Genomic DNA, 18987 nt, shown 5'->3' on the forward strand with positions numbered 1-18987 from the left:
GCGGCTGGGCGAGCATTTCGGCTATCCCTATTGCCACCAGGGCGACATGCCGGATCCGAAATTCGCCATGGGCCACCAGTGCTCCGAGTTCTCGCCGCCGGCGCTGAACCTCGGCGCGCATGTCGCCCCGCTCGGGATGAAGTTCTACACCGGCAACCAATTCCCGGCGGAGTACCGCAACAGCATCCTGATCGCCGAGCACGGCTCCTGGAACCGCCACAACTACCAGGGCGGGCGCATCATGCGCGTCACCGTCGACCCCGACGGCAAGAACGCGAAGCAGGAGGTCTTCGCCGAGGGCTGGATCACCGGCAAGCAGGACTATGCCGGGCGTCCCAACGACATCATCCTCGCCAAGGACGGCTCGATCCTGGTTGCCGATGACTGGGCCGGCGCCATCTACCGCATCAGCTACAGCCGCTGATCCCGAATGGCCGCCCGTCCCATGCGGGGCGGGCGGCCCCATCCCGGAATTCCCCATGCGACATTGGTTGGCCGCCCTCGCGGCCCTGTCCTGCCTTCTTCCCGCCTCATGGCCCGCCCGGGCCGCCGATATCGAGGCCGGCCGCGCCCGCGCCGAGCAATGCGTCACCTGCCACGGCACCGAGGGGATCACCGCCGACCCCTCCATCCCCTCCCTCGCCGGGCAGAAGGAGCGGTACCTGCAGTGGCAGCTCGTCTTCTTCCGCAACGGGCGGCGCAAGAGCGAGATCATGAACCCGCTCGCCGCCGACCTCTCGGATGAGGAGCTGCGCAACCTCGGCGCCTATTTCGCCTCGCTCCCGCGCGCCAACCCGCCGCCCGGCACGCCCGACCCGGCGCTGCAGGCAGAGGGGAAGCAGGCCGCGGCGCGGCACCGCTGCGCCGGCTGCCACATGGACGACTATGCCGGCAGCCAGGCCGCGCCGGCGATCGCGCACCAGACGCGCGCCTATACCGAGAAGGCGCTGCGCGACTACCGCAGCGCCGCGCGGCCGAGCGTCGGCGTCGCCGCCATGAACGAGGTGGCGGGCGGGCTGAGCGACGCGGACATCACCGCCATCGCGGTCTACCTGGAGAAGCCGGAATGAGGCGAGCGGTCCTTGCCGCCGCGCTGCTGCTCGCCGGCCCCGCCGCGGCGCAGGCGCCGCTCGACAATCCCGCGGCCTTCGAGCGGGGCTTCGCCGTCTCGCTCTGGCAGTTCGATGCCTGCGGCGATGCGCTGGCCGGGCGCATGTTCCGCCAGGCGCTGGCCGAGCGCTTCGCGCGCTGCCCTTTCACCGAGACTGCGCGCCGGCACTACCAGCAATGGACGCGCGCCGAGATGCAACTGGCGCGGCAGAAGATGACGGCGCGGGTGGAGGAGCATGGCGGCCTGCCGGCGCAGGTGGAGGGCATGCCGGGCACCTGCCGTGCGCACCAGTCGAGCGAACTCTACCGCAGCTTCCGCACGCTGCTGGAGCGCTATTCGGAGGGCGACGCGCCGGCGGAGGCCGTCCTGCCCGCTGCCTGCGACGCGGCTGACATCCTGCCCTGAGTGCGCATCGAGGGAATGTCGGGGAGAAGGTATTCTCCCGTTGGACGCCCTTGGCGTCCAACCCTCTTCTATTTCTGTGAGTCTTGCACCCGCCGCGCGGCGGCAGCCGACTCCCAGAAGGGAAGGGCGGGGTTGGACGCCGAAGGCGTCCAACGGGAGGGAATACCTTTCCCTCCCCGATCTTGCTTCCCGCGGCCTTCAGCGCCGCCGCAACTGCTTCACGTCGCGCACCGCGCCGCGCGAAGCGCTGGTCGTCAGCGCCGCATAGGCCTGTAGGGCCATCGAGACCACGCGGTTGCGGCCGACGGGTTGCCAGGCCTGCTCGCCGCGCGCCTCCATCGCCGCGCGGCGCTGCGCCAGGACATCGTCGGGCACGGCCAGGCGGATGGTGCGGTTCGGGATGCCGATCTCGATCCGGTCGCCCTCCTCGACAAGGCCGACCAGGCCGCCCTCGGCCGCCTCCGGCGAGAGATGGCCGATGGAGAGGCCCGAGGAGCCGCCGGAGAAGCGGCCATCCGTGACCAGCGCGCAGGCCTTCCCGAGGCCGACCGACTTCAGGTAGCTGGTGGGGTAGAGCATCTCCTGCATGCCGGGGCCGCCCTTCGGCCCCTCGTAGCGCACCAGCACCACGTCGCCCGCCTGCACCTTCTTCCCCAGGATCCCCTCGACGGCCGCGTCCTGACTTTCAAAAATCCGGGCCGGGCCGGCGAAGCTGAGGATGCTGGCATCGACGCCCGCCGTCTTCACGATGCAGCCTTCCTCGGCGAGGTTGCCGTAGAGCACCGCGAGGCCGCCATCCCTGGAGAAGGCGTGCTCGATGTCGCGGATCACGCCGCTTGCGCGGTCCTCGTCCAGCGCGTCCCAGCGGGCGGACTGGCTGAAGGCCTCGGTGGTCGGGATGCCGCCCGGCGCGGCGCGGAAGAAGGTGCGCACCGCCTCATCCCCGGTGCGTTTGATGTCCCAATGCGCCAGCGCTTCCGCGAGGCTCTTCGCATGCACGGATGCGACGGACGTGTCGATCAGCCCGGCGCGGTCCAGCTCGCCGAGGATGCCCATGATGCCGCCGGCGCGGTGGACATCCTCGACATGGACATTGGCGACGGAGGGCGCGACCTTGCACAGCACCGGCACGCGGCGCGAGAGGCGGTCGATGTCGCGCATGGTGAAGCCGAGGCCCGCCTCCTCGGCCGCCGCCAGCAGGTGCAGCACCGTGTTGGTCGAGCCGCCCATGGCGATGTCGAGCGTCATCGCGTTCTCGAAGGCGGCGAAGCCGGCGATGGCGCGCGGCAGGACGGAGTAGTCGTCCTCCTCGTAGTGCCGCTTGGCCAGCGCCACGATGCGCCGCCCGGCCTCGAGGAAGAGCGCGCGGCGATCGGCATGGGTCGCCACGATCGTGCCGTTGCCCGGCAGGGCGAGGCCCAGCGCCTCGGTCAGGCAGTTCATCGAATTGGCGGTGAACATGCCAGAGCACGACCCGCAGGTCGGGCAGGCCGAGCGCTCGACGGCCTGCACCTCCTCATCCGTCGCGGTCGGGTCGGCGGCGGTGATCATGGCGTCGATCAGGTCGACCGAGCGCTTCTGGCCGCGATGCACGACCTTGCCGGCCTCCATCGGCCCGCCGGAGACGAAGATGGTCGGGATGTTGAGGCGCATGGCCGCCATCAGCATCCCCGGCGTGATCTTGTCGCAGTTGGAGATGCAGACCAGGGCGTCGGCGCAATGCGCGTTCACCATGTACTCGACGGCATCGGCGATCAGCTCGCGCGAGGGCAGGCTGTAGAGCATGCCCTGGTGGCCCATGGCGATGCCGTCGTCGACGGCGATGGTGTTGAACTCCTTCGCCACGCCGCCGGCCGCCTCGATCTCCCGCGCGACGAGTTGGCCGAGGTCCTTCAGGTGGACATGGCCGGGGACGAACTGGGTGAAGCTGTTGGCGACTGCGATGATCGGCTTGCCGAAATCGGCGTCCTTCATGCCGGTCGCGCGCCAGAGGCCGCGGGCGCCGGCCATGTTGCGGCCGTGGGTGGTGGTGCGGGAGCGGTAGCTGGGCATGCCTCTCTGGTCCTCCGGGCGCGTCCCGCCGGGACCGGGCTCGGTCGGTCCGGTGGGCGCCTCCGGTGGGACGGGCAGTTCGCGCCCGGGCTGCCGTCCGGGGCGAGCCTGCTCTAGCCCTTCGCCTCCGGGGCGTCCATCGGCGCTGGCGCATGGCTGCCTCTTGCTCGCCTCCTGTCGCGGCCGCGGCTCGGCAGCGTCTCGGCGCCCGACGGCTATCTGCCTGCGGTGGTGATCGGGCTCTGCCACATCCCGGCCGAGGAGATGTTCGCCGACCCGCTTGTTGCGTGGAGAGGCCAACCCCCTGGAAACGCTCAGGATTATGGAATTCACCCATTAACATAAATGCATGAATTCGTTGGAGACTTGCCTGATCCATGCGACACAGTGCCCTGGAACCCATCAAGCGCCGCCAATGAAAGCGATTTGAGAAGGTCGGGATCAGACCTTGGCGGCCTGCCGGTGTGACCTTCCTCACAGCGTCGCCTGCGGGCTTTCTGCGAGAGATGAGCAGGCCAACAAGGGATGACCGATATGTCGCATCCTGCGAATACAGAGTCCCCGGCGGTCGCCGAAGTCGTGAAGGCGCTGCGCAGCGCTATTCCGCTACTCGCTGCGCCGGAACGGATCGGGACCATCCGCGCCGACGCCTCCCGCCACACTGCCGGTCTGGCCATCGACATCATGCTGAACAGCCGCGCGGCCTATGAAAAGTATCTGGCTGACGAAATCATTGAAGCCTTGGTGGATATGCAGTCGGATATAGGATGGCACGATATCCTGTACACCGACTGGAACCCCGACGGCACGCCATTCCACTTTTCCATCCCAGGAAGCCGCATCTACCAGGGAGACCTGCTCAAGAAGAACAAGAACAAGGATGAGGCGCTAGGTCGCAAGCACGAAAATCACGTTCATATCGACTGGGTGGATTTCTCGCTGCGGCTGAAAGGCAATAATGTCCTGGTCTACGACTGGCCGCCTGACGCCATGAAGAAAGGATTTGGCCAGAAGCTGTTCGAACGGCTGGCCTTCGTCTCACGCGAATAGTCCTCCACGCGGGCATGCCGTTGCAGAAGCCGCTGGATTGGGTGGTATGCGGTTATGTGAGCTGGGAGTGAGCCCTCGATCGAAGGGGGCCACCATGCCATTCGAGTTCAATGCTGATCGGCGGCACCCCATTCCAGCTCGGCGGCGCCGGATAACGAACCGGGTGCCGGAGGTGCGCCGCCCATTGCGCCCGCACCCGCGCCGCGCGAGGGTCCGCGCATGAGCGACGCACCCCTTCCCCCCCTCCTCCTCGTCGGCTGCGGCAAGATGGGCGGGGCCATGCTCGCCGGCTGGCTGGAGCGTGGCCTGACCGAGGCCGTGGTGGTGGAGCCGCATGCCGCGGCGGCGGCGGCCTTCGCCGGCAAGGTCACGGTCGTGCCGGAGCCCGCCGCCATCCCCGCCGGCTTCCGCCCCGCCGCCGTGGTGCTGGCGATCAAGCCGCAGGAGGCGGCGGCGACCCTGCCGGCCTTCGCCCGCCTCGCCGGGTCGGAGACCCTCTTCCTCTCCATCATGGCGGGCCGGGCCATCGCCGGCATGCGGGCGCTGCTGGGCGGGGAGGCCGCGGTGATCCGCGCCATGCCCAATACCCCGGCGGCCGTGCGGCAGGGCTTCACCGTCGCCTGCCCCGGCCCGGGCGTGACGGCGGCGCAGCGGGCGCTCGCCGACCGGCTGCTCTCGGCCATCGGCGAATCCGCCTGGGTGGAGGAGGAGGGGCTGATCGACCCGGTCACCGCCGTCTCGGGCGGCGGTCCGGCCTATGTCTTCCTGCTGGCCGAGCTGATGGAGGCGGCGGCGATCGAGCAGGGACTGCCGCCCGACCTCGCCCGCCGGATGGCGCAGGCGACCGTCGCCGGCTCCGGCGCGCTGCTGGCCGCGAGCGCGGAGGACAGCGCGCAGCTTCGTAAGAACGTGACCAGCCCGAAGGGCACCACGGAGCGGGCGCTCGCCGTGCTGATGGCGCCGGAGGCCTGGCCGGCCCTGATGTCGCAGGCGATCGCCGCGGCGACGGCGCGCTCCCGCGAGCTTGCCGGCTGACCGCCCCTTCCGCGACGCGCCTGCCGCCCCAACCTGGGTTGCCATGACCGATACGACCGACGAGACCGATTCCCGCCTGATCGCCGGCTTCTGGCAGGTCGTCGCGGCGCATGGCTGGGACGGCGTGACCCTGCGCCGCCTGGCCGCGGCCAGCGACCTGCCGGCGGCGGCGATCCGCGCCCGCGCCCCGCAGGGCCCGGGCGACCTGCTGCGGCTGCACGAGCGGCTGGCGGACGAGGCGGTCGCGGCCGGCACCGTCCCCGGCCAGGGCGGTACGCCGCGCGACCGGGTCTTCGACGTGGTGATGCGGCGGATCGATGCCATGCAGCCGCATCGCGCCGGGATCCTGCGGCTGGTGGATGACCTCCGCCTGCGCCCCGGCCTCGCGCTCTGCCTGCTCGCGCAGGTCCCGCCTTCCATGGCCCGGCTGCTGGATGCGGCGGAGATCGAGTCCGGCGGGATCTATGGCGCGGTGCGCGCCCAGGGCCTGGCCGGGATCTGGCTGGCGACGCTGCGCGCCTGGACGCGCGACGACACGGCCGATCTCGGCGCCACCATGGCGGCGCTGGACCGGGCGCTGGACCGGGCGGAACAGGTCGCGCGGTCGTTGCGTCTCGATCCCGGCGACATGGCCGCAAGTTGATTTTGCTGCATCGCAACAAGTCCTTTGACCGGACCTCGCGAGCCCCCTAGTGTCTCGCCGCCCGATCCCATGGCGGAGGACGACATGTCAGAGAACAGCGGCAATAAGCCCGAGACCGACCTCATGAAGATGCTGTCGGAGTTCCGCATGCCCGGCATGCCCGATGTCGAGGCCCTGGCGGCCGCCCAGCGGCGGAACCTGGAGGCGCTCTCGGCCGCCAACCGCGTCGCGCTCGAGGGCGCGCAGGCGGTGGCACGGCGGCACATGGAGATCCTGCAGTCCTCCATGACCGAGATGACCGAGGCCATGCGGGCCTTCGGCACGCAGGAGAGCCCGCAGGCCAAGGCGGCGCGGCAGGCGGAGATGCTGAAGGCGGCCTATGAGAAGGCGGTCGCCAACATGAAGGAAGTGGCCGACCTGATCCAGAAGTCGAACCAGGAGGCGCTGGCGCTGCTCAACAAGCGCTTCACCGAGGCGATGGACGAGGTGAAGTCGCTGATGGGCCGGCAGGGCTAGCCCGGGCCGAAGGCAGGTTCCCGTTGGGCCAGGGACGGTGTCCCTGGCCTTGTTCGTTCAGGCCGCCCCGAAGCGGCGGATCACCTGCTCGCCGAAGCGCGGCAGGCTGTCCTCGAGGTCCGGCAGGAAGGCGCCGAGCGGCAGCACGACCCGGCCGACGCCCTGCCTCCGGCGCTCCTCCACCGCGACAAGCGGGTCCTGGCCCGAGCCGGGCAGGGCGCCCGGGCAGCCCATGAGCAGCTCGATGGCGGCGGGGTCGCGCCCGGCCTCCGCCGCCGCGCGGCGCGCCACCGCCAGCAGCGGCAGCGTGTCCACCTGCGCGCCGATGGAGGGGAAGAAGCCATCGCCGAGCCGCCCGGCGCGGCGCGCCGCCGCCTCCGAATGGCCGCCGACGATGACCGGCACCGCGCCCCGCGGCGGCGCCGGGGTGCAGCGCACGCCCTCGAAGCGGACGAACTCCCCGGCGAAGCTGGCGGGCTCGCCGCGCCAGAGCGCGCGCATGGCGGCGATGTACTCGTCCGTGCGGCGGCCGCGCGCGGCGAAGGGGATGCCGAGCGCGTCGAATTCCTCGCGCAGCCAGCCGACGCCGATGCCGAGGTCGAGCCGGCCGCCGCTCATCGCATCCAGCGTCGCCACCTGCTTGGCGAGCACCAGCGGGTTGCGCAGCGGCAGGATGATGACGGCGGTCATGAGCCTGAGGCGCGTGGTCGCGGCGGCGGCGAAGGCCAGCCAGACCAGCGGGTCCGGCATGGCGGCAGTGATGTTGCCGGGCAGGCGGCCATTGGCCGAATAGGGATAGGGGCTGTCGTAGTGCTCCGGCAGGACCACGTGGTCGACGGCGAAGAGGGAATCGAACCCGGCGGCCTCGGCCAGCCGTGCCAGGCGCATGGCGCCGGCGGCGTCGGGAAAGCTCGTATTGCCGAAATGCAGCGCGAATTTCATGCCGGATGTCCTCCCCGCGCGGACTGCCGCCGCGCCGTGGCCGCGAGCATGCCGGCGCCGCCCGCGACCCGTCCATCCAGGGCGTGACCAGAGGGGGGTCTCGAAGGGGGACATCGCCCCCTTCGCGGGGTCCGGGGCAGAGCCCCGGTGGCGTGCCCCGTTTGCCGGGTGCGCCTCACACCCGCGTCGCCATCGCCAGCGCCGGCACCCGTCGCGCTGCCGGCGGCCGGCCCGCGGCGCCGTAGCCCGGCCCGGCCTGGCGCGGCAGGGCGGCGCCGGCGATGGTCTCGATCACCTGCGACTGGATGGCGATGGCCCGCTGCAGCAGGCGCCGGTTCTCCTCGCCGAGCGCCTGCAGCCGCGTGGTCAGCGCCATGGCATCGTCGCGCACCGGGCCCGCCGCCCTGGTGCCGGTCTTCGCCGCGGCGGCGCAGGCGGCGGCGAAGGCGTCCGTCGCCTGCAGCTTGGCGGGGGTGAGGCCCGCGGCGCGGGGCAGGTCGAGCGCGGCGAGCGCCTCGTTCTCCGCCCGCAGCGCCTCGGCCAGCCGCCGCCCGGCGGCGAGCAGCGCGTCCATCATGTCGGTCATGGCTGTCCTTCCTCGGTCGGCATGGCCTGGCGGCGCAGCAATTCGCGCAGGATGGCGTCGGAGAGGCCGAGGCCCTGGCCCGCCCGCACCGCCTTGGTCGCGATGGCGTCCACCAGCATCGGCCGCCACTGCGCCTCCGCGGTGCCACCGCCGAAGAGGCCGCCGGTGCCGATGGTCTCGAAGGCCGGCTGCAGCAGCCGGGCGAGGGCCTGCGCCTCGAATGCCTGCGCCGCCTGGCGCAGGCGCGGCGGCACGGCCGACATCTCGGCCGGGGTGAGGGGGCGGGTCATCGCAGTTCCAGCTCCGCCTGCAGGGCGCCGGCGGCCTTGATGGTCTGCAGGATGGAGATCAGGTCGCGCGGCCCGACGCCGAGCGCGTTCAGCCCGCGCACCAGCTCCTGCAGGGTGATGCCGCCGCGGAGGATGCCGAGCCGCCGCTCCGCCTGGTCGTCCACCTCGATATTGGTGCGCGGCACCGTCACCGTCTCCCCGTTCGAGAGCGGGTTGGGCTGGCTGACCTGCGGCGTCTCGGTGATGCGGATGGTCAGGTTCCCCTGCGCGATGGCGACGGTGGAGACGCGGACGTTCGAGCCCATGACGATGGTGCCGCTGGCTTCCTCGATCACCACGCGGGCGACCTGGTCCGGCTCGACGCGGAGCTGCTCGATCTCGGCGAGGAAGGCGACGGGGTCGCGGCCCTGGAGGTTGAGCGCGACGGTCCGCGGATCGGTCGCATTGGCGATGCCGCTGCCGGCCGCGCGGTTGACGGCGGCGGCGATGCGCCGCGCGGTGGTCAGGTCCGGGTTGCGGAGCGCGAGGCGGAGGCTGGGCCGGCCGGCAAGGGCATAGGGGATTTCGCGCTCGACGATGGCGCCGGAGGCGATGCGGGCGCTGGTCGGCACGCCGCGCTGGACGCTGGCCGCGGCGCCGCGGGCGGCGATGGCGCCGGTCGCGACCGCGCCCTGCGCCACCGCATAGACCTCCCCGTCCGCGCCGAGCAGGGGCGTGACCAGCAGCGTGCCCCCCTGCAGGTTGGTGGCGTCGCCGAGCGCCGAAACGGCGATGTCGATCCGGCTGCCCGGCCGGGCGAAGGCGGGCAGGTTGGCGGTGACCATGACGGCGGCGACGTTCTTCGTCTCCAGCCGCGCCTCGTTGTCGCGGGTGTTCACGCCCAGCCGCTCGAGCATGCCGATCAGGGTCTGGCGGGTGAAGATGGCGGTGCGCAGCCGGTCGCCGGTGCCGGCGAGGCCGACGACGAGGCCATAGCCGACGAGCTGGTTGTCCCGCACGCCCTCGAGGTCCGCGATGTCCTTGATGCGGACGGGCTGCGCGGCGGCGGGGCCCGCGAGGATGGCGAGCAGCGCCGTCATAGCCGCTGCCACAAGCGCGCTTTTCGCCCTTGCGAAAGCAATTTTGGCCACGCTGCTCTCCGTCCCGCGGTTGCCCGGGCGTCCTGCACCTGCCGGGCGTCCTGCACCTGCGGGGGTGGATGGCAATGGCCGTGCCAGCCCGCCGGGCGGGTGGCCCGGCAGACCGTGCCGGGCGGGGCGGCGAGGATTGCCCGCCCCCGGCAGCGGGGCGCCGGAAGGGGGCAGGATGCGCGGGATCGGCGGGGTGACGGGCGGGCCGGGCCGGATCGGGCGGCGGACGGGCCGCGGCGCGGCGGGCTTCGCGCCCGGCGAGGGGACGGAGGCCGCGGCGGGCGCCGCCCCGGCCGCAGCGGCCGGCCCGGTCGGGCTCGGCCTGCTGGCGGTGCAGGAGGCGGGGGAGCGCGCGGCGCGGGACCGGGCGGCGCGGGCGCGGGCCGACTCGATTCTGCAAGAGTTGCGGGGCCTGCAGCGCGATCTGCTCTCCGGCGGCGGCGACCGGGGGCGGCTGGAGCGTCTGGCGGCGCTGGAGGAGGGCGAGGAGGGGGCCGACCCGAACCTGCGGGAAGCGGTGCAGGCGGTCGTCCTGCGCGCACGGGTGGAACTGTGCCGCAGGGGTTGGAACCGAGTCGTGTCAACTCCGTGAAAACTCACCCGTATCTGCAATGTGCAATAGCGTAACCCCTTGGCGCGGCAGGGGCCGCGCCTGTATGGTCCGGCCAACTTCGGGGACGGCGCCCGGCGCCTGGGCCTCGATCGGAATGGGGCCGTCCAGACGATGCTGATCACCCTACCCCCGGATTATCGCCCGACTGATGACGAAGAATTCATGGGCGCGCGGCAACTGGAATATTTCCGGCAGAAGCTGCTGCGCTGGCGGCAGGACCTGCTGCGGGAGGCGGGCGAGACCCTGGCGAGCCTCTCCGTCGGCGGCATCACCGAGGCGGACCTGACCGACCGCGCCAGCGTCGAGACCGACCGGGCGCTCGAACTCCGCACCCGCGATCGCGCCCGCAAGCTGATCGCCAAGATCGACCAGGCGCTGGAGCGGATCGAGAACGGCACCTACGGCTATTGCGAGGAGACCGGCGAGCCGATCGGCCTGCGGCGGCTGGAGGCACGGCCGATCGCCACCCTCTCGATCGAGGCGCAGGAGCGCCACGAGCGCATGGAGCGGGTGCACCGGGACGACTGAGCCCGCCCGCAGGACCGACCTCGCGGCATGGCCGGCCCTGCGCCGGCCATTGCCTTTTCCGGGCCTCTGCTAGGCTCCCCGCATCCGACAGGGAGGAGGGGACGGCATGCGGCTCGCCAATCGGCACGCGATCATCACCGGCGGGGCGTCCGGCATCGGCCTCGCCACGGCGCGGCTCTTCCTGCGGGAGGGCGCGCGGGTCGCGCTGCTCGACCGCGATGCCGGGGCGCTCGCGCGCGTCGCGGCGGAACTCGGCGTGGCCGGCCTGCCGGTCGATGTCGCCGATGCCGCGGCGACCGAGGCGGCCATCGACCGGGCGGCCGCGTCGCTCGGCGCGGTGGACGCGGTGGTCAATGCCGCGGGCATCAGCCGGGTTGCCTCGCCGCTCGAGACCACGCCCGCGCTGTGGCGGGAGGTGATGGCGGTGAACCTGGACGGGCCCTTCCATGTCTGCCGCGCCGCCATCCCGCATCTCCGCCGCGCCGGCGGCGGGTCGATCGTCAACCTCGCCTCCGCCGCCGGGCTGGTCCCCCGGCCCAATTACAGCGCCTATGGCGCCTCCAAGGGCGGGGTGCTGATGCTGACGCGCTGCCTCGCGCTCGACCTGGCGCGGGAGAACATCCGGGTGAATGCCGTCTGCCCCGGCGCCATCCTGACGCCGATGGTGGAGGCGACCATGGCGGCGCAGCCCGACCCGGCCTCGGCCGAGCGGGCCTTCCTGGCGCGCTATGCCATGGGCCGCTTCGGCACGGCGGAGGAGGTGGCCGGCGCGGTGCTCTACCTGACGGGCGCGGAGGCGGGCTTCGTGACCGGCAGCGCGCTCGGGGTGGATGGCGGCTCCGCCTGGCACTGACGGCTTAACGCCGGATTCAGCCGCCCGCGGGCAGGCTGGGGCGGACCATGATCCAGCTCACCGCCTCGCTGGTCGCCTCGCTCTTCGGCGGCACGGCCAGCGCCAGTTCGACCGGCGATGCCGTCTCGGCGCTCGCCGCGCTGAAGGCCGCCCAGGCCAAGGGGGCGGAGGCCAAGGGGGTCGCGCAGGAGAAGAAGGACCCCGTCACCATCGGCGCCCTCAAGCAGTTCGAGACGGCGCTGGCCAAGGCGAAGGACGTGAAGGCGGCGCTGCAGGACCCGCGGGTCCTGGCTGTCCTGCTGCCGGCGCTAGGCCTCTCGGACCAGGCGGACTATCCGGCCCTGGTGCAGAAGGCGCTGCTCGCCGATCCGCAGGACACGAAGGGGCTGCTGGCCAGCCTCGACAGCCGCTTCAAATCGGCGGCGGAGACGCTGGACCTGCGAAGCAAGGGCCTGGCCGGGCTGCAGGACCCGACCGTCAGGGCGAAGCTCGAGGACGCCTATGTCCAGTACCAGTACCAGAAGGGGCTGGACGACAAGGCCGCCGGCATGTCGGACGCGCTCTATTTCATCAAGAACGCCGCCAGCGAGACGGATGTCTACGGCATCCTCGGCAATGCGGTGATGCGGCGGGTGGTCACCGGGGCGCTCGGCCTGCCATCCGAGATCGCGGTGCAGTCGGTGGAAGCGCAGGGGCGCGCCATCACCAGCCGGCTGAAGCTCGCCGACCTGCAGGACCCGAAGAAGGTCCAACTCCTCGCCCAGCGCTACGTCATGGCCCAGGCCGGGACGGCGACGACCGGGACGGCGGGCAGCCTCCTCTCCCTCCTCGGTTAGGTATCCTACACGTCGCCGTTGCATCGGCGGCGGGACTGCCCTACCTCTTGCAGCGGGCCACGTCCCCCCACCGGGACGCATTCGCTTCTGCAAGGGAGCTGCATCATGGCGATCGCCGCGAAGCCGGACCTCCGTCCGGCCAATCCCCGTTTCTCTTCCGGTCCCTGCGCCAAGCGTCCCGGTTGGACGCTGGAAGCGCTCTCCGGCGCCTTCCTTGGCCGCAGCCACCGCGCCAAGGACCCGAAGGCACGCCTCGCCGAGGTGATCGAGCGCTCCAAGGCCGTGCTCGGCATGCCGGCGGACTGGCGGCTCGGCATCGTCCCGGCCTCCGATACCGGCGCGGTCGAGATGGCGCTCTGGTCGCTGCTCGGCGCCCGCGGCGTCGATGTCCTGGCCTGGGAGAGCTTCTCCAAGGACTGGGCGACCGATGTTGCGAAGCAGCTCAAGCTCAAGGACGCCCGCGTCATCGACGCGCCCTATGGAAGGCTGCCGAAGCTGGAGGCCGACGGCACGCGCGACCTGGTCTTCGTCTGGAACGGCACGACCAGCGGCGTGCGGCTGCCGAATGCCGACTTCATCCCGACGGAGCGCGAGGGCCTGGCGATCTGCGACGCGACCAGCGCCGCCTTCGCCATGGACCTGCCCTGGGACAAGCTCGATGTCGTCACCTGGTCCTGGCAGAAGGTCCTGGGCGGCGAGGCGGCGCATGGCATGCTGGCGCTCAGCCCGCGCGCGGTCGCCCGGCTGGAGAGCTACACGCCGGCCTGGCCCCTGCCGAAGATCTTCCGCATGACCAAGGGCGGCAAGCTGAACGAGGGCATCTTCAAGGGCGAGACGATCAACACGCCCTCCATGCTCGCGGTCGAGGATGCGGTGGACGGCCTGAAGTGGGCCGAGAGCGTCGGCGGCCTGAAGGGCCTCGTCGCGCGCTCCGAGGCGAACCTCGCCGCCATCGCCGGCTGGGTGGCGAAGACCCCCTGGGTGGACTTCCTCGCCGAGGATCCGGCGACGCGCTCCTGCACCTCGATCTGCCTGAGGATCGTGGCGCCCTGGTTCACCGCGCTGGACGCGGAGGCGCAAGGCGCGGCGGCGAAGAAGCTCGCCTCGCTGCTGGAGAAGGAGGGCGTCGCCCTCGATGCCGGCGCCTATCGCGACGCGCCCCCGGGCCTGCGCATCTGGGGCGGCGCGACGGTCGAGACCAGCGACATCGAGGCGCTGCTGCCCTGGCTGGACTGGGCTTTCGCGGGTGTCGAGGCCGAGCAGCAGAAGGCGGCCGCCTGATGCCGAAGGTCCTGATTTCCGACAAGCTGTCGCCGGCCGCCATCGAGATCTTCAGGCGGCGCGGGATCGAGGTGGACTTCAAGCCGGGCCTCGGCCCGGCCGAGCTGCGCGGCATCATCGCGCCCTATGACGGCCTCGCGGTGCGCAGCGCCACCAAGGTGACGCGCGAGCTGATGGAGGCCGCGCCGAACCTGAAGGTGGTCGGCCGCGCCGGCATCGGCGTGGACAACGTGGACGTCACCAGCGCGACGGCGCGCGGCGTCGTGGTGATGAACACGCCCTATGGCAATGCCATCACCACGGCCGAGCATGCCATCGCCATGATGTTCGCCCTCGCCCGGCAGATCCCGGAGGCCTCGGCCTCCACCAAGGCCGGGCGCTGGGAGAAGAACCGCTTCATGGGCGTCGAGCTCTTCGGCAAGACGCTCGGCCTGATCGGCTGCGGCAATATCGGCTCCATCGTCGCGGACCGCGCGGTCGGCCTGAAGATGAAGGTCGTCGCCTTCGACCCCTTCCTCTCGGCGCAGCGCGCGCTCGAGCTCGGCGTCGAGAAGGTGGAGCTGAACGAGCTGCTGGAGCGGGCGGACATCGTCACCCTGCACGCGCCGCTGACCGAGCAGACGCGCAACATCCTCAGCCGCGAGAACCTGGCGAAGCTGAAGAAGGGCGCGCGCCTGATCAACTGCGCCCGCGGCGGGCTGGTGGACGAGGCCGCGCTCCATGACGCGCTGAAGTCCGGGCATCTCGCGGGCGCCGCGCTCGACGTCTTCGAGACGGAGCCGGCGACCGACAGCCCGCTCTTCGGCCTCGAGAACGTGGTCTGCACGCCGCATCTCGGCGCGGCGACCGCGGAGGCGCAGGAGAACGTGGCGCTGCAGGTGGCCGACCAGATGGCGGACTACCTGCTGACCGGCGCGGTCTCCAACGCCATCAACATGCCCTCCGTCACCGCCGAGGAGGCGCCGCGCCTGAAGCCCTACATGGCGCTGGCGCAGCTCCTCGGCGCCATGGCCGGGCAGCTCACCGCGGCGCGGGGCGGCGTCATCAAGGCGATCCGCGTGGAGTACGAGGGCCATGTCGCCGAGCTGAACCGCCGACCGCTGACGGCCGCGGCCTTGGCCGGCACCCTCGCGCCGCTGATGGGCGCGGTGAACATGGTCAATGCGCCCGTGGTGGCGAAGGAGCGGGGGATCGAGGTCGCCGAGACGGTGCACGAGCGCCGCGGCGACTATGCCTCCCTGCTGCGGGTCACCATGGTGACCGACCGCGACGAGAAGAGCGTCGCCGGCACGCTGGTGGGCGAGGCGCGGCCACGCCTCGTCGAGATCAAGGGCATCGCGGTCGAGGCCGATTTCGCCCCGGACATGCTCTACGTCACCAACCAGGACCGCCCCGGCTTCATCGGCCGCTTCGGCATGGTGCTGGCGAATGCCGGCATCAACATCGCCACCTTCCACCTCGGCCGCGCGACGCAGGGCGGGGATGCGATCTGCCTCGTCAGCCTGGACGGGCCGATCCCCGAGGCGGTGCTGGCCGAGGTGCGGTCCCTGCCGCTGGTGGTGCAGGCGACGCCGCTGCGCTTCTGAGCGTCACGGCCTCGTGACGGCTTCCCTCTCCCGCCCGGTGCAGAGTCCCGGGCGGGAGAGGAGGGTCCGATGTCCGAGAGCACCGAAGGCTTCCGCGCCACCAACCGCATCTTCGAGGAGGAGGTGGTCGGCCGCGGCGACTTCGCCTCCCTCGCGCGGGTCTATACCGAGAAGGCGCGGCTGCTGTCCCCGGGCGTGCCGCTGATCACCGGCATCCCCGGCATTGCCGCGTTCTGGCAGGGCGCGGCAGCGGCGCTCGGCGTGACAGCGATCCGGCTGCACACGCTGGAACTCGCCGTCACCGGCGACACCGCGCAGGAGCTGGGCCGGGCCGAGATCTTCACCCGGTCCGGCGGCGGCAGCCCCGCCCATGCCAAGTATGTCGTCCTCTGGAAGCGGGAGGGCGGCGCCTGGAAATGGGACGTGGACTGCTGGAACATGGACGCCTGACGGTCCGTCCGGGGGCGGGGAGGGTGGGCTCAGCGCCCCTGGAAGACCGGCGGCCGCTTCTCGACGAAGGCCTTCAGTGCCTCCCTGTGGTCCTCGGTGTCGCGGCAGCGGGTCATGCCGAAGGCCTCGACATCCAGCGCCTCGGCCAGCGTGCCCTGCTCCGCCACCTGCATGTTGCGCTTCATATGGTGCCAGGCGACGCGCGGGCCGGCGGCGAGCTGCCTGGCCAGCGCCATGGTCGTCGCCTGCAGCTCGGCATCCTCGACCAGCCGGTTCAGCAGGCCGAGGCGATGCATCTCGGCGGAATCGATCACCTCCGCGGTGAAGTAGAGCTCCCGCGCCTTGGCCGGGCCCACCAGCCGGTTCAGGAACCAATGGCCGCCGAAATCGCCCGAGAAGCCCATGCGCGCGAAGGCCGTGCCCATGCGCGCGCTCCGGCCCCCGATGCGCATGTCGCAGGCCAGCATCATCGACATCCCCGCGCCGGCGGCGACGCCATTGACCATGGCGATGGTGGGCTTGGGCATCTCGTGCAGCAGGCGGGAGGCCTCCATGCGGGCGCGGAGCGACATCTGCGCCTGCTCCCGCGTGCCCTCCAGGATCGGCCGCTCCCCGGTCGCGCGCGACTTCATGTCGCCGCCCGCCGAGAAGCCGCGGCCCGCCCCGGTCAGCACCACGCAGCCCACCGACATGTCGGCGGCGATGCGGGTGAGCGCGGCCAGCATCTCGTCGAGCAGCGTGCCGCCCAGCGCGTTCAGGCTGTCCGGCCGGTTCATGGTGAGCAGGGCGACGCCCTCCTCCTCGGTGACGATCAGGTCGCCTGCCATCGTTCCCTCCTGCTTCTGCGGTCTGGCGCAGCCTATACCGGCGGCGCAGAATAGCCACCTAGCCGTCGCGCACCGGCAATGACGCGGCGGGAGGAGGAGAGACCGACCCATGAAGGTAGCCGTCCTGCATGCGCCGAACGAGCCCCTGACCATCGAGGAGGTCACGCTGCAGAAGCCCAAGGCGCGGGAGGTGCTGGTGCGCACCGCCTATGCCGGGCTCTGCCACTCCGACCTGCACTTCATCGAGGGGCTCTATCCCCATCCGCTGCCGACCGTCCCCGGCCATGAGGTCGCGGGCGTGGTGGAGGCGGTCGGCGCCGACGTCACCTATCTGCAGCCGGGCGACCACGTGATCGGCTGCCTCTCCGTCTTCTGCGGCGCCTGCCAGCAATGCACGGCCGGCCGCACGGTGCTCTGCGAGAACACCGAGGTGAAGATGGTGCCCGGCCAGTCCCGCCGCCTCGCCTGGAAGGGCGGGGAGGTGATGCACCAGTTCCTGAACCTCTCGGCCTTCGCCGAGCAGTTGCTGGTGCACGAGAATGCGCTGGTGAAGATCGACCGCGACATCCCGCTCGACCGCGCGACGCTGGTCGGCTGCGGCGTCATCACCGGCGTCGGCGCCGTCATCAACACCGCCCGCATCCCGGCCGGCGCGACCGTCGCGGTCATCGGCTGCGGCGGCGTCGGGCTCTCGGCCGTCAATGGCGCGGCGCTCGCCGGCGCCTCGCGCATCATCGCCCTCGACACCCTGCCGGAGAAGCTCGAGGTGGCGCGCGAGATGGGCGCGACCGACACCATCCTGGTCGGCAACGACGACCCGGTGCAGGCAGTGAAGGACCTGACCGGCGGCGGCGTGGAATACAGCTTCGAATGCCTCGGCCTGAAGGTCACGGCCGAGCAGAGCTTCGCCATGCTGAAGCCAGGCGGGACGGCCACCATCGTCGGCATGGTGCCCTTCGGCCAGAAGATCGAGCTGCACGGCTTCGACTTCCTGCGGGAGCGGCGGATCCAGGGCTCCTCGATGGGCTCCAACCACTTCCGCACGGACATGCCGCGGCTGCTGACCATGTGGCAGCAGGGCAGGCTGAAGCTCGACCACCTCATCAGCGCGAAGATCAAGTTGTCCGAGATCAACGATGGCTTCAGGCGCCTCAAGGGCGGTCATGTGGTGCGGCAGTTGATCGAATTCGGCTGAGGCGCCGGACGGTCCGGCCTTGCGCCGCGCAGGGCCGGTCCAGGTCGCCGGGGCGATCCGCCCTATCGGCGCCGGTCCAGCCGGTCCATCTCGGACGCGACCATGCCCGCGGCCTCGGCGGTGCGCGGCAGGCGCGGCATGGCGTTCAGCTTCGCCAGCATCGCCTGCGGGCCGGCGGGGAAGGCGGGGACGGACAGCGCCGCCTCGGCCCGCGCCCGGCTGCCCTCGCGCAGCGCCGCGCCGGCGCGGCGCATCGCCTCGATCACCACCTGCGGGTCGGCACCGGCGGGGATGCCGAGATAGCCGCGCATCTCGGTGCGGGCGACCTGCAGGGTCTGCAGCACGGCCGGATTGACCTCCGGCGCCCAGCGCGGGTTGGTCGCCAACTCGCTGGTCAGGAATTCGAGCTGCTCCACCGCGACGGCGGCCTCCGCCGGCTGTCCGGCCCAGCGGCCGGTATTGCCCAGGTTCCGCGGGGCAAAGAGCGCCGCGCCGCGCACCGGGTCGCCGATGCCGCCGAGGTAGTTCGCCGTGGGATCGACCGTGCAACCCGCGAGGCCGAGGACCAGCACCGCCATCACCCCGTGCCTCGGCCGCATGCCGCGCCTCCGCCTCACCGGCCCTGAGCCATAGTCACGAAACGCTGAGCCAACAAGCCGCCGGAAGCGCAGGGGCGAAACGGGCGTTGCCACGGGACCGGAACGCAACGGAAGGCAACCATGCGCGGCATCCTCCTCTGGCTCCTCGGCCTGCCCATCCCGATCATCATCCTGCTCTATCTGTTCCACGTCATCTGAACAGAACCGGCGCCGATCGATTGAGCGGCGCAACCTGTTCTCCTCCATGACGCGTCGGGCTGGCCGGCAGACATCAGGACCCCTGCCGGCCGGCGGCGCGGAGCGATCTGCGCCGCACGCCCCTGAGCAAATCCCTTCGGCTTTGCGCTGCAATAAAACCCTGAGCAGGCTTTCGCTTCAAAGGGCTGGGCCGCAGGAAGTGTGGCCCAACCCGCGAAAGCCTGCTTAGCCTGACGGCGACGCGCCGCACCGTCCAGTCGC

At 71.5% G+C, this 18987-nt stretch carries 22 protein-coding genes; 15 read left to right on the forward strand and 7 right to left on the reverse strand.

Going from position 1 to position 18987, the window contains the following annotated elements:
* From Q7A36_RS22480 to Q7A36_RS22490, 3 genes are all read left to right on the forward strand, one after another.
* On the forward strand, positions 1 to 424 hold a 424-nt coding region (locus Q7A36_RS22480), incomplete at its 5' end, for a PQQ-dependent sugar dehydrogenase (RefSeq protein WP_305105996.1).
* Positions 425 to 479: 55 nt separating this feature from the next.
* Complete coding sequence (locus Q7A36_RS22485) at positions 480 to 1070, forward strand: c-type cytochrome (RefSeq protein ID WP_305105997.1); 591 nt, start codon at positions 480 to 482, stop codon at positions 1068 to 1070.
* On the forward strand, positions 1067 to 1516 hold the full coding sequence (locus Q7A36_RS22490) for a hypothetical protein (RefSeq protein WP_305105998.1): 450 nt from the start codon (positions 1067 to 1069) through the stop codon (positions 1514 to 1516). Before Q7A36_RS22485 ends, Q7A36_RS22490 begins: the two co-directional genes overlap by 4 nt.
* A gap of 198 nt (positions 1517 to 1714) precedes the next feature.
* Here Q7A36_RS22490 and ilvD read toward each other — a convergent pair whose 3' ends face one another.
* Positions 1715 to 3568, reverse strand: a complete 1854-nt coding sequence (gene ilvD / locus Q7A36_RS22495; protein WP_305105999.1) for a dihydroxy-acid dehydratase — start codon at positions 3566 to 3568, stop codon at positions 1715 to 1717.
* A 525-nt stretch (positions 3569 to 4093) separates the two neighbouring features.
* Between ilvD and Q7A36_RS22500 the strand changes: the two genes are divergently transcribed.
* From Q7A36_RS22500 to Q7A36_RS22515, 4 genes are all read left to right on the forward strand, one after another.
* Complete coding sequence (locus Q7A36_RS22500) at positions 4094 to 4618, forward strand: hypothetical protein (RefSeq protein WP_305106000.1); 525 nt, start codon at positions 4094 to 4096, stop codon at positions 4616 to 4618.
* 219 nt (positions 4619 to 4837) lie between these two features.
* Complete coding sequence (proC, locus tag Q7A36_RS22505) at positions 4838 to 5653, forward strand: pyrroline-5-carboxylate reductase (RefSeq protein WP_305106001.1); 816 nt, start codon at positions 4838 to 4840, stop codon at positions 5651 to 5653.
* 43 nt (positions 5654 to 5696) lie between these two features.
* Complete coding sequence (locus Q7A36_RS22510) at positions 5697 to 6296, forward strand: TetR family transcriptional regulator (protein WP_305106002.1); 600 nt, start codon at positions 5697 to 5699, stop codon at positions 6294 to 6296.
* An 84-nt stretch (positions 6297 to 6380) separates the two neighbouring features.
* Complete coding sequence (locus tag Q7A36_RS22515; RefSeq protein WP_305106003.1) at positions 6381 to 6812, forward strand: phasin family protein; 432 nt, start codon at positions 6381 to 6383, stop codon at positions 6810 to 6812.
* Positions 6813 to 6869: 57 nt separating this feature from the next.
* Here Q7A36_RS22515 and Q7A36_RS22520 read toward each other — a convergent pair whose 3' ends face one another.
* The 4 genes from Q7A36_RS22520 to Q7A36_RS22535 form a co-directional block, all read right to left on the reverse strand.
* Positions 6870 to 7754 (reverse strand): LLM class F420-dependent oxidoreductase, encoded by an 885-nt coding sequence (locus tag Q7A36_RS22520; RefSeq protein ID WP_305106004.1) that lies wholly within the window; start codon positions 7752 to 7754, stop codon positions 6870 to 6872.
* A gap of 175 nt (positions 7755 to 7929) precedes the next feature.
* Positions 7930 to 8340: a hypothetical protein gene (locus Q7A36_RS22525; RefSeq protein WP_305106005.1), complete on the reverse strand. Its 411-nt coding sequence runs from the start codon at positions 8338 to 8340 to the stop codon at positions 7930 to 7932.
* Positions 8337 to 8630, reverse strand: a complete 294-nt coding sequence (locus tag Q7A36_RS22530; RefSeq protein WP_305106006.1) for a rod-binding protein — start codon at positions 8628 to 8630, stop codon at positions 8337 to 8339. The genes Q7A36_RS22525 and Q7A36_RS22530 overlap by 4 nt, the downstream gene beginning before the upstream one ends.
* The gene (locus tag Q7A36_RS22535) at positions 8627 to 9709 is read right to left on the reverse strand and encodes a flagellar basal body P-ring protein FlgI (protein WP_305106007.1); all 1083 of its coding nucleotides are present in this window, start codon (positions 9707 to 9709) and stop codon (positions 8627 to 8629) included. Before Q7A36_RS22535 ends, Q7A36_RS22530 begins: the two co-directional genes overlap by 4 nt.
* A 226-nt stretch (positions 9710 to 9935) precedes the next feature.
* Between Q7A36_RS22535 and Q7A36_RS22540 the strand changes: the two genes are divergently transcribed.
* From Q7A36_RS22540 to Q7A36_RS22570, 7 genes are all read left to right on the forward strand, one after another.
* Complete coding sequence (locus tag Q7A36_RS22540; protein ID WP_305106008.1) at positions 9936 to 10352, forward strand: flagellar assembly protein FliX; 417 nt, start codon at positions 9936 to 9938, stop codon at positions 10350 to 10352.
* Positions 10353 to 10487: 135 nt separating this feature from the next.
* Entirely contained in the window at positions 10488 to 10901 is a 414-nt protein-coding gene (gene dksA / locus Q7A36_RS22545; protein ID WP_305106086.1) for an RNA polymerase-binding protein DksA, read from the forward strand.
* 106 nt (positions 10902 to 11007) lie between these two features.
* Entirely contained in the window at positions 11008 to 11754 is a 747-nt protein-coding gene (locus Q7A36_RS22550; RefSeq protein WP_305106009.1) for an SDR family NAD(P)-dependent oxidoreductase, read from the forward strand.
* A gap of 47 nt (positions 11755 to 11801) precedes the next feature.
* On the forward strand, positions 11802 to 12590 hold the full coding sequence (locus Q7A36_RS22555) for a DUF1217 domain-containing protein (RefSeq protein WP_305106010.1): 789 nt from the start codon (positions 11802 to 11804) through the stop codon (positions 12588 to 12590).
* A gap of 105 nt (positions 12591 to 12695) precedes the next feature.
* Positions 12696 to 13871, forward strand: coding sequence for a phosphoserine transaminase (locus tag Q7A36_RS22560; RefSeq protein WP_305106011.1), 1176 nt, complete (start codon positions 12696 to 12698; stop codon positions 13869 to 13871).
* Complete coding sequence (gene serA, locus Q7A36_RS22565; RefSeq protein WP_305106012.1) at positions 13871 to 15457, forward strand: phosphoglycerate dehydrogenase; 1587 nt, start codon at positions 13871 to 13873, stop codon at positions 15455 to 15457. The genes Q7A36_RS22560 and serA overlap by 1 nt, the downstream gene beginning before the upstream one ends.
* Before the next feature lie 69 nt (positions 15458 to 15526).
* The gene (locus Q7A36_RS22570) at positions 15527 to 15907 is read left to right on the forward strand and encodes a YybH family protein (RefSeq protein ID WP_305106013.1); all 381 of its coding nucleotides are present in this window, start codon (positions 15527 to 15529) and stop codon (positions 15905 to 15907) included.
* A 29-nt stretch (positions 15908 to 15936) separates the two neighbouring features.
* On the opposite strand, the gene Q7A36_RS22575 is transcribed toward Q7A36_RS22570, so the two are convergent.
* Complete coding sequence (locus tag Q7A36_RS22575; RefSeq protein ID WP_305106014.1) at positions 15937 to 16734, reverse strand: enoyl-CoA hydratase; 798 nt, start codon at positions 16732 to 16734, stop codon at positions 15937 to 15939.
* Between the two features lie 109 nt (positions 16735 to 16843).
* On the opposite strand from Q7A36_RS22575, the gene Q7A36_RS22580 reads away from it, so the two are divergent.
* The gene (locus Q7A36_RS22580; RefSeq protein WP_305106015.1) at positions 16844 to 17929 is read left to right on the forward strand and encodes a Zn-dependent alcohol dehydrogenase; all 1086 of its coding nucleotides are present in this window, start codon (positions 16844 to 16846) and stop codon (positions 17927 to 17929) included.
* A gap of 62 nt (positions 17930 to 17991) precedes the next feature.
* Here the strand turns inward: Q7A36_RS22580 and Q7A36_RS22585 are convergent, their stop codons facing one another.
* Complete coding sequence (locus Q7A36_RS22585) at positions 17992 to 18528, reverse strand: hypothetical protein (RefSeq protein WP_305106016.1); 537 nt, start codon at positions 18526 to 18528, stop codon at positions 17992 to 17994.
* Between the last annotated feature and the right edge of the window lie 459 nt (positions 18529 to 18987).

This window comes from Paracraurococcus lichenis (assembly GCF_030657435.1).
GTDB lineage: Bacteria > Pseudomonadota > Alphaproteobacteria > Acetobacterales > Acetobacteraceae > Paracraurococcus > Paracraurococcus lichenis.

Bases quoted from the DNA above. Each gene is read 5' to 3' on its own strand.
- Q7A36_RS22485 (WP_305105997.1), top strand. From the start codon at position 480: ATGCGACATTGGTTGGCCGCCCTCGCGGCCCTGTCCTGCCTTCTTCCC.
- Q7A36_RS22490 (WP_305105998.1), top strand. From the start codon at position 1,067: ATGAGGCGAGCGGTCCTTGCCGCCGCGCTGCTGCTCGCCGGCCCCGCC.
- ilvD (WP_305105999.1), bottom strand. From the start codon at position 3,568: ATGCCCAGCTACCGCTCCCGCACCACCACCCACGGCCGCAACATGGCC.
- Q7A36_RS22500 (WP_305106000.1), top strand. From the start codon at position 4,094: ATGACCGATATGTCGCATCCTGCGAATACAGAGTCCCCGGCGGTCGCC.
- proC (WP_305106001.1), top strand. From the start codon at position 4,838: ATGAGCGACGCACCCCTTCCCCCCCTCCTCCTCGTCGGCTGCGGCAAG.
- Q7A36_RS22510 (WP_305106002.1), top strand. From the start codon at position 5,697: ATGACCGATACGACCGACGAGACCGATTCCCGCCTGATCGCCGGCTTC.
- Q7A36_RS22515 (WP_305106003.1), top strand. From the start codon at position 6,381: ATGTCAGAGAACAGCGGCAATAAGCCCGAGACCGACCTCATGAAGATG.
- Q7A36_RS22520 (WP_305106004.1), bottom strand. From the start codon at position 7,754: ATGAAATTCGCGCTGCATTTCGGCAATACGAGCTTTCCCGACGCCGCC.
- Q7A36_RS22525 (WP_305106005.1), bottom strand. From the start codon at position 8,340: ATGACCGACATGATGGACGCGCTGCTCGCCGCCGGGCGGCGGCTGGCC.
- Q7A36_RS22530 (WP_305106006.1), bottom strand. From the start codon at position 8,630: ATGACCCGCCCCCTCACCCCGGCCGAGATGTCGGCCGTGCCGCCGCGC.
- Q7A36_RS22535 (WP_305106007.1), bottom strand. From the start codon at position 9,709: ATGACGGCGCTGCTCGCCATCCTCGCGGGCCCCGCCGCCGCGCAGCCC.
- Q7A36_RS22540 (WP_305106008.1), top strand. From the start codon at position 9,936: ATGCGCGGGATCGGCGGGGTGACGGGCGGGCCGGGCCGGATCGGGCGG.
- Q7A36_RS22550 (WP_305106009.1), top strand. From the start codon at position 11,008: ATGCGGCTCGCCAATCGGCACGCGATCATCACCGGCGGGGCGTCCGGC.
- Q7A36_RS22555 (WP_305106010.1), top strand. From the start codon at position 11,802: ATGATCCAGCTCACCGCCTCGCTGGTCGCCTCGCTCTTCGGCGGCACG.
- Q7A36_RS22560 (WP_305106011.1), top strand. From the start codon at position 12,696: ATGGCGATCGCCGCGAAGCCGGACCTCCGTCCGGCCAATCCCCGTTTC.
- serA (WP_305106012.1), top strand. From the start codon at position 13,871: ATGCCGAAGGTCCTGATTTCCGACAAGCTGTCGCCGGCCGCCATCGAG.
- Q7A36_RS22570 (WP_305106013.1), top strand. From the start codon at position 15,527: ATGTCCGAGAGCACCGAAGGCTTCCGCGCCACCAACCGCATCTTCGAG.
- Q7A36_RS22575 (WP_305106014.1), bottom strand. From the start codon at position 16,734: ATGGCAGGCGACCTGATCGTCACCGAGGAGGAGGGCGTCGCCCTGCTC.
- Q7A36_RS22580 (WP_305106015.1), top strand. From the start codon at position 16,844: ATGAAGGTAGCCGTCCTGCATGCGCCGAACGAGCCCCTGACCATCGAG.
- Q7A36_RS22585 (WP_305106016.1), bottom strand. From the start codon at position 18,528: ATGCGGCCGAGGCACGGGGTGATGGCGGTGCTGGTCCTCGGCCTCGCG.